Below are 13,807 nucleotides of genomic sequence, written 5' to 3'. Positions count from 1 at the left end.
CAATCCCTTACGTGCTAGTTGATATGAAAAATCATGACGTAAGGGACGGGGAAAAGCCCCACCGGAGGGGGGCTTTTCCAGCCGGCTACAGGCCGAGCAGCGAACCGATCGGTTCCACGGTGAAGTAGACGACGAACAGCAGGCCCACCACCCACATCAGCGGGTGCACCTCGCGCGCCTTCCCCTTCAGCACCTTGATCACGATGTAGCTGACGAAACCGGCGCCCATGCCCGCCGTGATCGAGTAGGTGAACGGCATCAGCACGATCATCAGGAACGCCGGGATGGCGAGTTCCAGATCCGCGAAGTCGATCTCCCTGATCTGGGTCATCATCAGGAACCCGACGATCACCAGCGCGGGCGCCGCCGCCTCCGAGGGCACCATCTCCGTCAGCGGGGCGAAGAACATGGCCAGCAGGAACAGCAGACCGGTGACCACGCTGGCCAAGCCGGTACGCGCGCCCTCGCTCACCCCGGAGGCCGACTCGACGTAGGTGGTGTTGGAGGAGACGGAACCCGCGCCACCGGCCGCCGCGGCGACCGAGTCGACCAGCAGGATCTCCCTGGTCCGCGCCATCTTGCCGGCCGGGCTGACGAGGTTCGCCTGGCGGCCCACGCCCACGACGGTGCCCATCGTGTCGAAGAAGTCGGCGAGCATCAGGGTGAAGACCAGCAACACCGCCGCCACCACGCCGACCTTGGCCGGGTCGAACGCGCCGAACAGGCTGAACTGGCCGAGCAGCGACAGGTCGGGGATGCCCACCACGTTCGCCGGCATCTGCGGGGCCACCAGGCTCCACGCGTTGGGATCGGCGGGCTTGCCGTCCACGATCTGGGTGCCGAGGTCGGCGACCAGCTCCACGACGACGGCCAGCACCGTGGTGCCCAGGATGCCGAGCAGGATGGCGCCCTTCACCTTGCGGGCCACCATGACGGCGATGGCCAGCAGCCCGATCACGAAGACGAGCGTCGGCCAGCCGTTCAGCGAACCGGTGCCGGCCGCGCCGAGCTGCACCGGCACCGCACCCCCGGCCGTCCTGCGCACGAACCCCGCGTCCACGAAGCCGATCAACGCGATGAACAGGCCGATGCCCACGCTGATCGCGGTCTTCAGCGACCCCGGGATCGCGTTGAACACGGCGACCCTGAACCCGGTGAGCACCAGGACCAGGATGATGATCCCTTCGAGCACCACCAGGCCCATCGCGTCCTCCCAGGACATCTGGGAGGCGACGCTGTGGGCCAGGAACGCGTTCAGGCCGAGTCCCGCCGCGATGGCGAACGGCACCCTGCCGACCACCCCCATCACGATCGTCATGATCCCCGCGACGAACGCGGTGGCCGCGGCGACCAGCGGGAAGTTCGGAGCCGAGCCGTCGCCGAGGAACTGGCCGGTATCGTCGGGCACGGTGGCGATGATGATCGGGTTGAGCACCACGATGTACGCCATGGTGAAGAAGGTGGCCAGGCCGCCCCGGACCTCGGCGCCGAAGGTGGAGCCGCGATCGGTGATCTGGAAGAAACGGTCAAGGGATCCCCCGAAGCCGGTACGGCCAGCCGACGGGGGGAGGGTGGTGTCTTTCACGGCCGCAGAGTCCCAGCCGGTATCACCCTAGGAAAGGCATCTACGGGTAATTTGATGGATTTGAGACAGATCTGTGCCCTTTCGCGATCCACGGCCACCGTCGCCTAGGCTGGATCACGTGAACGAGCCCCGCCGCCCGGAGATCGAGCCGTTGCAGACCAACGACACGGCCACGATCCTCGTCGGCACGGCCCTGTGGGCGGCGGCCCTGGTCGTGCTGCTGATCATCCAGCCGTCCCCCGACCACCAATGGTGGATCTGGACCTGCGTGGCCGGCATCGGCGGCGGCGCGTTCGGCCTCCTCTTCATCCGCCGCCGCGACCGCAAACGCCCCCCCGGCCCCACCCAGCAGCCGATCGAACCCAGCACCACCGTCCCCCCGGGCTGACCAGATCCTGCTGAGCCCAGGCGCTGTCCTTCGCGGACGCCGCTGGGCGAGGATGAATCTGACCCTCAGGGGCCGACGACAGGCGAGATGACCGGATTGCCAGGAGTGTCACGCCAGATGTGCTGGCCCTCGGGAGTGACCGTCATGCCGAAGCGGTCCCGGTCAGGGCTGCCCCAGGAGACCCACCGCAGGAACGCGGCCGCCAACTCCTCCCACAGATCACGCGCTCCTCGCTGCCAGACCGCGATCCGCTTGTACTCCGGCGAGTAACGCGCGTTGGCCTCGGAGTCCTCCGACCACAGCCAGACACGGAACCCGCCGCCCTCCTCCTCGGCGTAGGTACCGCATACTCTCGGCAGCATCCCGGCGACGGCCACCTCCGCACCATAGGAGGAACGCACCACCCGGCGCGGGTCGAGCAGCGTCGACGACCTCCGGAAGTCACCCTCCAGCAAAGGGTGCGCCCACCGCTGCGACCGCAACGGCATGAAGCCGCACGCCCGGTGGAACACCCCCACGGCGGTGCCGTCCCCGGTCACCGTCAGCCCGACCAGGTGCGCCCCCTCCCAGCCGGCTATCCAGGGGAGGACGATGACCCCGCCGGGCCGGGTCTGCTCGACCCAGGCGTACGGCACCTCCCGCACCCCGCAGGTCACATGCACCCGATCGTACGGCGCAGCCTCCGGGTGACCCTTCGTCCCGTCGCCCAGCACCAGCTGCGGGGACCGCCCGGCCTTCCTGAGGTTCTCCTCCGCCACCGCGAGCACCGACGGATCGATCTCGACGCTGGTGACGTTCTCATCCCCCAGACGATGCGACAGCAGCGCGGCCGTCCACCCCGTGCCGGTGCCGACCTCCAGAATCTCGTCGCCGTCATAAGGGTCCAGCAGCCCCAGCTCCGCCGCGACCACGCCGGGAGCCGATCCCGAGGAGGTGTACTCGCCCCTGCCCTCGGCCACGCCGGTCGCACCGTCGGCGATCTGTGTCACGATCGCCGACTCCGCCGAGCCCACCGCATGTTCCCAGCCGGCGGGCTCGGCGGCCCGGTCGATCAGGTAGCCCGGCCCTTCACCGGGAAGACACCACGCCCTGTCGGGGATGAACAGGTGCCGGGGCACCGCGCGTACGGCGTCGCGCCACCGGCCGTCGAGATCCGGCAGGCGATCGGCAAGATCCTCGGCACTCACTTCTTCCCCGGCTTCTCGTGCTTGCCGGGCTTGTCCGGCCGGAGCCCGTCCCCTGTCGATGGAGCCGGTTCCGGCTTCTCCACGGGCTTGTCGGTGTTTCCGTCACCTTCATGCTTGCCCATGCTGGTTGCCCTTCCTGACAAGACGGATGCTCTCGCAGCCGCTCACGGACCCGATCGTCACTCGACCCGGCATGATCAGCGCACGTACGGCGAGCCCGGGCCGACGAGGCCCGTCTATCCATTCACTCGCCGCGAACACGTTGTGTAACAGTACGATCGTAAAGAGTGAGCGGAGGTGGCGGCAGCCCTCACGTGTGGTCACTTGTGGCCGCGCCCGACCACGATCGTGAGGAACCTCATGGCGGCAGCTCCGATCGACCCGAACATCTCCCCGTGGCACCTGTTCGGCGCCGTGATGCGCCAGTGCCGGGAGAGCGAGCCCAGGAAGGCACTACGCCGGGCAGCCGACGCCCTCTACACCGACTTCTCCAACCTCGCCAAATGGGAACGCGGTGAACGCACACCCCCACCGGAGGTGATCCCCCGCCTCGACCAGGTCTACGACGCCGGCGGCGTCCTCACCGCCCTGTACGACACAATCACCCGCCTGAACGCCACCTCCGAGTCAAACCGCTTACGCGTGGGTACTTTGCACGAGAATCCCGCATCTCGCGATGGAGATGATGACATGTATCGGCGTGCCGCGATTCAGCTTCTTACCGCGCTCACCGCCGGAGCAGTCATCCCCGTGGACGCCCTTGAGACGCTCCTGTCGGGTGGTGAGCCTTCGGAAGACCGCACGGAATTCGATCTCGACTCGTGGGACGAAACCGTATGGGAATACGGCTACCTTCTGAGCACCCAACCCGCAGGCACTCTTATCGGCAACGTGACGGCAGACCTCGCGGAAGTCTCCCGACGTCTGAACAGAGCCACCGATTCGCCCACGCGCACCGGCCTGCAGCGAATCGCCGCCCAGCTCATGGCTTTGCTGGCAATCGAGATGGGGATGACGGACCGACGTAGTGCCGCCATTCGGTCATGGGCAGCCGCGCGTCGGACCGCCGACGCCACCGGCGATCACGGCCTGGCCGTATGGGTGCGCGCCCGAGAGGCGGAAGAGGCTCTGATCACCGGCCACCCCGCCTCCGTCATCTCAACGCTGGCCGGTGACGCCGCCCAGATCGCAAATGGTCTTCCCTACGCCGGCCTGCCGCGCGTACACACGGTTCGCGCCCGCCTGGCCGCCGAGCAAGGTGACGAGGTCACCGCCCGGGCCGCCCTGCACGATCTCGCCGGCGTGCTGGAGCGATTGCCCCACAGCGTCACCGCAGACCACCACTCCATCTGGGGCTGGCCCGAAGAACGGTTCTACGGCGTGCAAACAGCAGCTCTCGCTTTCGTCGGCACCGAGCAGGAAGTGATCTCAGCCGCGCAGCAGGCACTTGCCGGTTACCCATCAGGTCTTCGCGGCCCGATTCGGTTCATTTCTCTCATGCAGTCCATCGGCCTTATTCGACACGGTCACATCGCCGAAGGGCTCGACCATGCCTACACGGCTGCCGTGTCATGGGCACCCAACCAGAAGCACGACCGCACCGTCGGGCAAGTCATCAACGCCTTGCCCGACCAGGCCCGTACCCTGCCCTTCGCTCGCGAACTTCGTACGCTGGCATCAGCCTGATGCCTGGCGGTGCGGCAGGTGCATCTCGTATCACAGCTACGGGACGGCCATCTGTATCGATGGGAGCGCCTCGCTTCGGTACCTCAGGGAGCGTGGCTCACAACGCCGTGCGGCCATGCGTGCGGTGACCCGGAGGTGTTCACCTCGGGCCGGCTTCGACGGCGAAGTGTGAGTGCGTCCTTCTAGTTGGTAATGGTTATAATCCTTTTATACCTCTTACCAAGGGACGGCACGTGCTGATTTCTCTCACCGACTACGCCGTGGGGGCGGCGGTGGCGACCGATCTGGTCAATACCTCGCCCACTGTGCGAAGCACCACGGGCGAGGCGCTTCCGGGCCCGGACACGCTGGCGGCCTTCCTGGCCGGGCATGACCTCCGGCTCGACGCACGCCCGTCGCCCGACTACGACATGCAGCAGGTGCACCTGTTTCGCAGGGAGGTGCGCGCCATCTTGGAGACCGCCACGGAGGAGCACGCCGTCGCCGGTGGGATGGTGCTGGTCAAGCGTGCCTGCCTCGCCCCGGTGCTGCGCCGCGATGCCGACGGCGGATGGCAGTGGTACGTCCCGACCGCGCCGGGCGCGTCACTTCCCGACGAACTGGCGGCGCTGATCGGCATCGGGCTGCTCGGTGTCGTCCGGACGCTCGGCCATGAGCGCTTCCGCCCCTGTGCCACCCCGGGCTGCCGCGGCGTGTTCGTCGACACCAGCCGGGCCGGACGCCGCCGCTACTGCATGCCTGGCCTGTGCGGCAACCGCGTCAACGTCGCCAATCACCGCGCCCGGCAACGGATCGAGAGTGTGACCCGATGACCACCCCGCCGCTCACGAATGCCTTTCGCCTCCCGGACGAGTCCTGGGTCCGAGGCCGCGGCCTGCGCCGTCCGCCGCCGGTGGGTCCGGTGCCCGATTTCGGCCTGTACCTGGGATCCAGCCGCCTGCGCCGCCGCCACGAGGAGCACCTGTCCTGGCCGCACGCCTGGATCGAGTGGCCCGACTTCCTGCTGCCCCGCGACCGGGAAGCGGCCGTCGAGCACATCCGCGCACTGTACGCGCGGGCGCGCGAGGGCGCCGCGGTGGAGGTCGCCTGCGGCGGCGGCGTCGGCCGTACCGGCACGGTCATCGCCTGCCTCGCCATCCTGGCAGGGCTGGACCCCTCGGACGCCGTCGCCTGGACACGGCGACACCACCACCACCGGGCCATCGAGACCCCGTGGCAACGCCGCTGGGTGACCGGCTTCCCCACCGACTGACCCACGACCTCTCCGGTGCGGCCGGTGCGCCCGATCTGCCGGCTGAACGGCTCCTAGCCGCCCAGGCTGTCGAGGTCGGCTTCGGCGAGGAGCAGCGGCACCGCCGACGGGTCGCGGAGCAGCGCCGAGACCGCGAGCCGGTCGCTCCACTGGCCGGACGCCCATGCCAGCCCGCGTGCCAGCCCTTCGACCCCGGAGGCGTGCACGACCCCGTCGAAGAACCGCCAGGCGGCGGGCACGTCGTCCACCAGCAACGTCTCGTGCTCCACATACGTGGCGGGCGCGCCGGGCAGCAACGATCGTACGGCGGGCGGCACGTCACGGGTGACGCCCGTCGACGTGACCTCCCCGGTGACCGCCTCGGCGGCCAGCGGCAGGTCGAGCAACTCCGACAGCGCCTCCGCCAGGTCGAACGGAGCCAGCACCAGCGGCCGGGCCGCCACCAGCGACAGCAGGTCGGGCGCCTCGACGACGACCGGACCGGCCGCGGAGGAGTCGGCGTCGGCCACCACGATCTCGCCGTCGAGCACCGCCCGTACGGCACGCGGCGGGGCCGCCCTGGCCGGGTCGACGCCCGCGAGGGCGGTCCACAGGGCACGGAGTTGCGCCCTGTCCACCTCGATCGAGGAGTCGGCGAGCAGATCGAGGAGTTCCTCGGGGCCGCCATGACCGGCGAGCAGCGCGGTCAGGGTGGTGCGTACGCCGATCATGGCCAGGGCCGCCTCGTCGAGGCCGCCGGGGGCGTCGCCGTACAGGCCGATGAGGAGGGGGTCGCCGCCGGGCAGGCGCAGCGCGGTGGGCAGGCTGCCGGCCAGCACCGGATGGGTGCTCAGCCACCACGCCGTGTAGGACGGGACCTCGATGACCTCACCGGCGGCGAGCACGCGCAGCGGGTTGAGGGCGGCGCGCAGCGGCGGGCGGGTGAGCAGGGCCAGCGCGGCGGGCCAGTCGGCGACGTACTCGAGGTCGCGGATGGCGGAGAACTCCGGGGCGACCGGCGGCACGCCGGTGTCGGGCAGCAGGTCGAGGACGGCGTCCAGCCAGTCGTCCTCGCGGTCGAGGTCGTGGTCGCAGTCGTCGGGGTCGAGGAGCACGTCGGAGTCGTTGGCCACGGCGAACCCGTCGAGCACCCCGACCGCGGCGAGGACGCGCGGGCCGTACCGCTCGACCAGTTCGGGCGCCGCGGTGCCGAAGGGGGTGTCCGCGTCGACGACGGCCGCCAGCGCGCCGCCGCTCAGCAGCAGCTCACCGGCCGGGTAGAGGTCGCCGTCGGCGCCGCGCAGCGCCAGGTCCGACAGCCAGGGCTCCTCGCCGGCGGTCAGCCCGGCCGCGTCGACCAGGGACAGCACGGCAAGCGCGATCTGCTCCGGATCGTCGGTATCGACGGACTCGGCCACCGCGGCCCTGGTCAGCGGGTCCTCAAGCACGGTGCGCGGGGTGGCCTCCGCCGCGCCGAGCCGCAGCAGCAGCGGATGCGCCGCGTCGGGATGGACGACGCGCAGGCCGAGCGGGGCCAGCGCGGCGGGATCGAGCGAGGAGCCGTTCGACAGCAGCAGCGTGCCGCGCGGTCCGCGCACCCGTCGGCCGTCGGCCAGCGGCACCGGCAGCGCGCCGAGCGCCTCGGTGTCGTCGGCGGGCAGCACGTCGTAGACCGACCGCCACCAGGCCGGGTCCTTCTCCTCGACCGCGTCGCCAGACAGGTCGCCAGACAGCAGGTCGACGACGTCGGCGAGGTCGATCCGGCGTACGCCCAGCGTGGCCAGCGCCGGATGCCGGAACGGCCAGTCGGCGGGCAGCAGCCCCGGCACCATCGGCGCGACCCGCTCCAGGAACTCGGCCGGTCCCGCCACCACGGCCGCCTCCCGGCCGGAGACGACCAGCCGCCCCGCATCGCCGTCCACCTCTGCGGGCGAACCGGCGGACTGATCGACGGGCACCTCGGCGGCATCATCCGCTGGGAAGTCCAGGTCGGCGTCGGCGCGGCGGGGGCCGGTGGGCTTGGCGGCGGGCGGTGACAAGGCGGGGAGCAGGCGGGCGTCCGGGAGCCTGCGCACGATCGCGCGGCGGATCGCGGCGTCCAGCTCGCCCTTGCCCATCAGGCCGGGCACCAGGTCGAGCAGGCGCGGAGTGCGCGACAGCGTGCCGAGCAACTCAAGGTAGAGGTCGGCGGCCCGCTCTACCAGGAAGTCGGTGAGCGCCCCCTTGGCGACGTGCCGCCGGTCGGTGGCCATCGGGAAGCTCGCGATGAGCAGCGCGTTCAGGTCGAGCGGCTCGTCGCTGGGCGTCGGCGCGTGCACCATGGGCGGCACGCTCGCCGGCAGCCGCCCCGACTCGGGCACGGCCCACCGGACCAGCCAGTACGGCCGGGCGCGCTCCTCGGTCGGCCGGTCGCCGAGCAGCTCGGCCACCTGCGCGGGGGTGAAGTCGCCGGAGGCGGACACCACGTGCCAGCCGTCGGCGGTGACCGTGCGCTCCTCGCCGTCGAGCTCGATCTCGATGGTGGCCAGCGCGGGCAGGCCGAGCAGCAGCGCGGGGCTGGTCTCGGCCAGCATCCGCCGTACCGCCTCCTCGGCGGTCTTGTCACGCAGCGGCAGCCGTACGACGGTGTCGAAGCCCTCGGGGACGTCGACCGCGTCGGCGGGGAAGGGCAGGCGGAGCAGGGGCACGTGCCCCTCGCGCCCGGCCAGCACGTCGGCCAGCGCCGGCTCGGCGGCCACCAGCGCCTCGGTCTCCTCCCGGGACCAGCGGACCGCCCCGCTCGCCCAGGAGGCGACCTCGGGCGCGTCGCAGACGGAGACCACGGCGGCGAACCCCACCCCGAACCGGCCCGCCGTGCCCAGTTCGTCGCGTTTGGCGGAGACCCGCAGCGTGGACAGGCCCTCCACGCCGCCCGCGTCGAGCGGCGCCCCGGTGTTGGCGGCGACCAGGACGCCGTCACGCAGCGTCAGCCGCAACCGGCCCGGCACCGCACCGCGCAGCGCGGCGTCCGCGGCGTTCTGCGCGAGCTCCACGATCAGCCGGTCGCGGTAACCGCCGAGGGCGAAGTCCTCTTCGGCGTTGGCGTCCTCGCGGAAACGCGCCGGTGACGCCGTCCAGGCCGCGAGCACCGCGGCCCGTACGCGATCGGTGGCGAAGATGTCGGTCATGAGGATGCCAACTCACACTCGGTCGGCGTGCCGCCCTGCGGGCACGCCTGGGAAGGGGGGTACTACGGCGGTCAGGAGTGGCCGAGCGGCTCGGAGTCGGCGTCGTCGACGGAACCCGTCAGCACGGGCCCCGCGTCGGCAGCCTCCTCCACCATGAGGTCGAACCCGAGGTCGTCGAGGATCGGCGGGGCCTGCTCCGCGGACGGCGGGGCCTTGATCGCCTCGGAGTGCGCTCCGCAGCCGTGGTCGGCGGCGACCACCCGGCCGTCGTCGGGCGCGTACTCGTTGGCGCAGACGCCGAAGCCCGTGCGCAGCGCGCCCGCGAGCGGCCAGTAGAAGCCGCAGGTCGAGCATTGCGCGGGCGCGGCGTGGGCCAACGGCGTGTGCGGGCCGGGGTCGCCGGAATGCCAGCGGCGAACGGCGCGGTCACGGCCGATGGCCGACAGCACCCGGGCACGGCCGAGGCCGTACTCGAAAATCATCTGCTGGTCGGCGTCTTCACTCGTCTCGGTGAAGCCCGGGGCCAGCCGGTCGTCGTCGGCCGAGGTCGGCAGCAGGTCGCCGACGCCCAGGTCGCCCGGCCGCAGCCGCTCGCTCCACGGCAGCCACTGCGGCGCGAGCAGCGACCCCACGCCGGGCAGCAGCACCGTCTCGCTCACGGTGACGTTTCGCGCCCGGGAGGCACGCGTCACCGTGATCGCCCAGCGCCAGTTGCGGTAGGCCCGATCCAGGCAGGCGAAGTAATGGGTGCCGATGCGGTCGCCCTCGCTCTCGTAGCCGAGGTGCTCACCGACCTCTCCGGGCCGGGCGATCTCCTGAGCCGCCGCACGAGCCGGCTCGATGGCCGCGGCACAGGCCTGGTCGACAGGCGCGGTACGGGTCCGGGTGCGGCTCACGAGACCACCTCCGCCGGCTGCGTCTGCCGAAGGCTGATGGTATTGGCTCGCCTGTTCACACCTTCATTCTCACCTATCACGGGACCTGACAGCACCCTTCTTCGGCTCGCGGGGTCTCCAACCGGACACAACCGGTGCGCTTCGGGTAAGACTTGATGCGTGGCAGGCGGCTGGGAACGAGCATTGCGTACGGCGGGCACCGCCACTCGGCGTCTCGCCAAGTCGGCGATCGGCGCGGGCCGGGCGACGGCGAGGGCGAGCAGGGCGGCCGTCGGCGGCACCCGCAAGGCGGGGGCGGCGGCGGCCGGCGGCACGCGTTCGGTGGGCCGGGCCGCCAGGCGGCTCACCCACGCCAAGGGCGCCGACCGTACCGGGCTGGGGCGGCTGATCGAGCTGAGCGCGGCGCACAGCGCCGGCGACGCGCTGGTCACCGTCGGGCTGGCGGGGTCGTTGTTCTTCGGGTTGCCCGTCGACGAGGCGCGCGGGCAGGTCGCCCTCTATCTGCTGATCACCATGGCGCCGTTCGCGGTGGTCGCCCCGTTCGTCGGCCCGGTGCTCGACCGTATGCGCTCCGGCCGCCGCTACGTCATGGCGGGCACGCTGTTCGCCAGAGGGCTGCTGTGCTGGGCCATGGCGGCGGCCGTGGTGGCGGAGGACGCCTTCACGCTCTTCCCGGCGGCGCTCGGCGTGCTCGTGCTGTCGAAGGCGTACAACGTCTCGCGGGCGGCCATCATGCCGAGCGTGCTGCCCGCCGACATCAGCCTGGTCACCGCCAACGCGAGGGTCGCGTTGTTCACCCTGGTGACGGCGGGAATCGCGCTGCCGATCGGCGCCGGTCTCACCGCGTGGCTGGGCGCGGAGTGGGTCCTGCGCGGCACCATGGCCCTCTTCCTGCTGGCCGGTGTCTACGCCGTACGGCTGCCGCGGCACGTCGACTCGCCCGACCTCGAACCCGAGGCCGAGGAGGCCGCGCCCGCACACCGCTGGCGGACCCTGCTGAACGTCGGCCCGGCCGTCGCCGAGGCGATGCGGGCCAACGCGGCGATCCGGGTCTTCTCCGGGTTCCTGCTGTTCTTCCTGCTGTTCATCGTGCAGGAGGGGCACCTGCCCGGCCTCGATCAGAAGGTGACGATCGGGGTGCTGGCGGCCGCCGCCGGAGCGGGCGGGTTCGCGGGGGCCGTCATCGCCTCGTGGGCCCGCAACCACTCGCCGCAGCTCATCGTGCTGCTCACGCTCGTGGTGATGACCGCGACCGGGGTCGCCACCGCGATCCTGTTCAACATCTGGGCCGCGGTGGCCGTGGCGCTGGTCGCGGCGTTCGCCCAGGAGCTGGGCAAACTCGCACTCGACGCGATCGTGCAGCGGGAGATCGGCGAGGAGGTGCGCTCCTCGACGTTCGGTGTCGTGGAGGCGCTGCTGCAGATCGCCTGGGTGCTCGGCGGGCTGCTCGGTCTCATCATGTCGCTGTTCTCCAGCGGGTCCGCCGCCCTGGCGGTCCTCTCGGGCGCGACGGCGGTGGCGCTGGTGTGGCTGCTGGTGGTCAGGCGGACCCGGCTGCGCGCCAGGGACGCCAAGCTGGCGCGCTCACACCAGGCGGGCGACACCACGACCACCGACCTCATCCCGCGACCGCCGCTGCCCGGTCACGGCGACCCACACAACCACACCAAACCGCTCACCAATCCACACGGGTGAGCGGACGGCAGCCACGGTCGTCACCCAGGGCCGCGCCGCGCGACTCTCGGGGCTGCGCCCTCCTCGGGACGGAGTCCGGGTACGGCGGGCACGTGGGCTGTCCGGCGGCCGGCTGATGTGGCCAGGTGATCGTGTGAGCTGTCGCTACCCGCCGAGCTTGTGGCGTGTGTAGCGGTGATCGGGAACCCCGAACTCCATGCCGTTCTCGTCGAGGGCGTTGTAGATCGTCACCCAGTCGTCCGGGAAGGCGAAGCCGACGGACAGCGTCCCCTCCGCCATGTCATCCTCTACCCATTCGAGAAGCTCCACGGCTTGCAGCTGCTGCCCCTGCAACGCGGCCAGTTCCGAGAATGCGCCCTCTCGCCACGCCAGCCGGAATCCCTCTCCGGCCCAATCCAACGGCTGAGCCGGATCAACGGTGTTCCACGTGATCGAGATTTCATCGAACTTCGTGTGCACGATCTCGACCTGCTCACCCTCGAAGCCCAGCAGGACCAGCCCATCGGCGAACCACGCGTCCTCATCGAGATCCCACACCAGCAGGGCGCGAGTCAGCCTCCTCCCTGCCAGCAGGGCCAATCTCCGACCATGAGCGGCAGTGATGGCCGAACGGTCAGTCAGCCATGCCGGCCTGTATCCAGAGACCCCGTAGTCGAACATTTGTCGATTATGTCGGCCGACGACACCCAGGAGGTCCCCGCCGCCCGTACCCGCCTGCCCGCCTGGACGCCTGGCGAATCGCGACCACCGTTCCGCATCGAGTCCATCCACACTCGATGCAGAACGCACAGGTGCACAGGCAGCCTCACGATGTGCGGCTGCCCCGTCAGCGTGGGCGGTCAGGCGTCAAGGTCGTCGGCCACCGCCCGCAGGACCGTCGCGATCTGCTTCGCGTGGGGGGCGTCGGGGTGTTTGCCCTTTTGGTAGGACGTCGACACGGCGTCGAGGAGTTTGATGAGATCCTCAACGATGACGACCATTTCGTCGGGCTTCTTCCGTTTGCCCTTCGCCTTGGTCTTGGCCAGCGTCGGCGGCTGGTCGAGTACGCGGACCGACAGCGCCTGTTGACCGCGACGGCCCTCGGCCACGCCGAACTCGACCTTCTGACCGGGCTTTAGCGAGTCCACGCCGCCGGGCAGCGCGGAAGAATGCACGAATACCTCACCGCCGTCATCGCGGGTGAGGAAGCCGAATCCCTTGTCGGCGTCGTACCACTTGACCTTGCCACTCGGCACAGGGCTGACCTCGTTCAGACTGTCGTGAAAGGTGAATGGTTGTAGGTTATGCCCACCCGGGCCGACAAGCGACCGTGTATTTCACCGAGAAATCAGGCGAAAGCCGCTTCCGATCGCCAGCCGTCGTACCAAGCGCCGAACTCGGTCAGGTCGCCGAGCACCACATCGGCACCATGCTCACGTAGCTCCTCACCGGTATAAGGGCCGGTCGCCACGGTGACGCTGACGCTGTTACCCGCCCGCGCCGCCGCGATGTCGGCGACATGATCTCCAACATAGGCTCCCGCGGAGAAGGATGCGAGCGCGCTGCCCTTTTCCGCGCCGAACACCGAACCCTCCACGGCCTCGACCACAAGGCCCAACGCGTCCAGCGTACGGCGAGCGTCGGCCGTGTTCTTTCCGGTGACGACGATGACCCGCCCACCGGCCTCGTGCACCGCGTCCACAGCCGCACGGGCGCCCGCCATGAGAGTCGTCTCGGGCACCGCGATCCCCTCGTACATCTCCCGATACATGTCGGCCGCCGCGGGGATCTCCGACTCGGGTAGCCAGTAGGCGAGTTCGGTCTCCAGTGGGGGGCCCAAACGGGAGATCACGACCGCGCTGTCGATCGGCACTCCGAGGCGCAGCGCCAAGGCGTCATAGACCGCCGCGATCCCTGACCGGGTGTCAGCCAATGTCAAATCCAGGTCAAATCCCACCGAATACATCCCAGCAGCATGCCAAACCCCTGCGAG

13 protein-coding genes are annotated in these 13,807 nt (G+C 70.4%); 5 read left to right on the top strand and 8 right to left on the bottom strand.

The window, feature by feature from the left end; genetic code table 11:
* Window positions 1-85: 85 nt before the first annotated feature.
* Complete coding sequence (locus MBA17_RS42390) at window positions 86-1,585, bottom strand: NCS2 family permease (protein WP_238503585.1); 1,500 nt, start codon at window positions 1,583-1,585, stop codon at window positions 86-88.
* Between the two features lie 118 nt (window positions 1,586-1,703).
* Between MBA17_RS42390 and MBA17_RS42385 the strand changes: the two genes are divergently transcribed.
* Entirely contained in the window at window positions 1,704-1,973 is a 270-nt protein-coding gene (locus MBA17_RS42385; protein ID WP_238503584.1) for a DUF2530 domain-containing protein, read from the top strand.
* Window positions 1,974-2,038: 65 nt separating this feature from the next.
* Here the strand turns inward: MBA17_RS42385 and MBA17_RS42380 are convergent, their stop codons facing one another.
* Window positions 2,039-3,160: a methyltransferase domain-containing protein gene (locus MBA17_RS42380; RefSeq protein WP_238503582.1), complete on the bottom strand. Its 1,122-nt coding sequence runs from the start codon at window positions 3,158-3,160 to the stop codon at window positions 2,039-2,041.
* A complete protein-coding gene (locus MBA17_RS49995) occupies window positions 3,157-3,282 on the bottom strand; it encodes a hypothetical protein (protein WP_274386804.1) in 126 nt (41 codons plus the stop codon). The genes MBA17_RS42380 and MBA17_RS49995 overlap by 4 nt, the downstream gene beginning before the upstream one ends.
* Before the next feature lie 238 nt (window positions 3,283-3,520).
* On the opposite strand from MBA17_RS49995, the gene MBA17_RS42375 reads away from it, so the two are divergent.
* The 3 genes from MBA17_RS42375 to MBA17_RS42365 all read left to right on the top strand — a co-directional run bounded on the left by MBA17_RS42375 (window position 3,521) and on the right by MBA17_RS42365 (window position 6,098).
* The gene (locus tag MBA17_RS42375) at window positions 3,521-4,846 is read left to right on the top strand and encodes a helix-turn-helix domain-containing protein (protein ID WP_238503580.1); all 1,326 of its coding nucleotides are present in this window, start codon (window positions 3,521-3,523) and stop codon (window positions 4,844-4,846) included.
* A gap of 233 nt (window positions 4,847-5,079) precedes the next feature.
* Complete coding sequence (locus tag MBA17_RS42370; protein WP_238503578.1) at window positions 5,080-5,658, top strand: CGNR zinc finger domain-containing protein; 579 nt, start codon at window positions 5,080-5,082, stop codon at window positions 5,656-5,658.
* Window positions 5,655-6,098 (top strand): phosphatase domain-containing protein, encoded by a 444-nt coding sequence (locus MBA17_RS42365; RefSeq protein WP_238503577.1) that lies wholly within the window; start codon window positions 5,655-5,657, stop codon window positions 6,096-6,098. The genes MBA17_RS42370 and MBA17_RS42365 overlap by 4 nt, the downstream gene beginning before the upstream one ends.
* A 53-nt stretch (window positions 6,099-6,151) precedes the next feature.
* On the opposite strand, the gene MBA17_RS42360 is transcribed toward MBA17_RS42365, so the two are convergent.
* Both MBA17_RS42360 and MBA17_RS42355 read right to left on the bottom strand, forming a co-directional pair.
* Window positions 6,152-9,244: a sacsin N-terminal ATP-binding-like domain-containing protein gene (locus tag MBA17_RS42360; RefSeq protein WP_238503576.1), complete on the bottom strand. Its 3,093-nt coding sequence runs from the start codon at window positions 9,242-9,244 to the stop codon at window positions 6,152-6,154.
* Window positions 9,245-9,315: 71 nt separating this feature from the next.
* Window positions 9,316-10,140, bottom strand: a complete 825-nt coding sequence (locus MBA17_RS42355) for a DUF3027 domain-containing protein (protein WP_238503575.1) — start codon at window positions 10,138-10,140, stop codon at window positions 9,316-9,318.
* Window positions 10,141-10,299: 159 nt separating this feature from the next.
* On the opposite strand from MBA17_RS42355, the gene MBA17_RS42350 reads away from it, so the two are divergent.
* Complete coding sequence (locus MBA17_RS42350) at window positions 10,300-11,835, top strand: MFS transporter (RefSeq protein WP_238503574.1); 1,536 nt, start codon at window positions 10,300-10,302, stop codon at window positions 11,833-11,835.
* 144 nt (window positions 11,836-11,979) lie between these two features.
* On the opposite strand, the gene MBA17_RS42345 is transcribed toward MBA17_RS42350, so the two are convergent.
* The 3 genes from MBA17_RS42345 to MBA17_RS42335 all read right to left on the bottom strand — a co-directional run bounded on the left by MBA17_RS42345 (window position 11,980) and on the right by MBA17_RS42335 (window position 13,780).
* Window positions 11,980-12,495, bottom strand: coding sequence for a hypothetical protein (locus tag MBA17_RS42345; protein WP_238503573.1), 516 nt, complete (start codon window positions 12,493-12,495; stop codon window positions 11,980-11,982).
* A gap of 179 nt (window positions 12,496-12,674) precedes the next feature.
* Entirely contained in the window at window positions 12,675-13,070 is a 396-nt protein-coding gene (locus tag MBA17_RS49990) for a cold-shock protein (RefSeq protein ID WP_455432962.1), read from the bottom strand.
* A gap of 92 nt (window positions 13,071-13,162) precedes the next feature.
* Window positions 13,163-13,780, bottom strand: coding sequence for an HAD family hydrolase (locus tag MBA17_RS42335; protein WP_238503572.1), 618 nt, complete (start codon window positions 13,778-13,780; stop codon window positions 13,163-13,165).
* Between the last annotated feature and the right edge of the window lie 27 nt (window positions 13,781-13,807).

The organism is Dolomitihabitans soli (assembly GCF_022213955.1).
GTDB lineage: Bacteria > Actinomycetota > Actinomycetes > Streptosporangiales > Streptosporangiaceae > Streptosporangium_A > Streptosporangium_A soli.
This window is presented reverse-complemented; position numbering and strand designations above follow the sequence as displayed.

What these genes read in the sequence shown, in the direction of transcription:
- MBA17_RS49995 (WP_274386804.1), bottom strand. Translation starts at nt 3,282, where the DNA reads ATGGGCAAGCATGAAGGTGACGGAAACACCGACAAGCCCGTGGAGAAG.
- MBA17_RS42375 (WP_238503580.1), top strand. Translation starts at nt 3,521, where the DNA reads ATGGCGGCAGCTCCGATCGACCCGAACATCTCCCCGTGGCACCTGTTC.
- MBA17_RS42360 (WP_238503576.1), bottom strand. Translation starts at nt 9,244, where the DNA reads ATGACCGACATCTTCGCCACCGATCGCGTACGGGCCGCGGTGCTCGCG.
- MBA17_RS42345 (WP_238503573.1), bottom strand. Translation starts at nt 12,495, where the DNA reads ATGTTCGACTACGGGGTCTCTGGATACAGGCCGGCATGGCTGACTGAC.
- MBA17_RS42335 (WP_238503572.1), bottom strand. Translation starts at nt 13,780, where the DNA reads ATGTATTCGGTGGGATTTGACCTGGATTTGACATTGGCTGACACCCGG.
- MBA17_RS42365 (WP_238503577.1), top strand. Translation starts at nt 5,655, where the DNA reads ATGACCACCCCGCCGCTCACGAATGCCTTTCGCCTCCCGGACGAGTCC.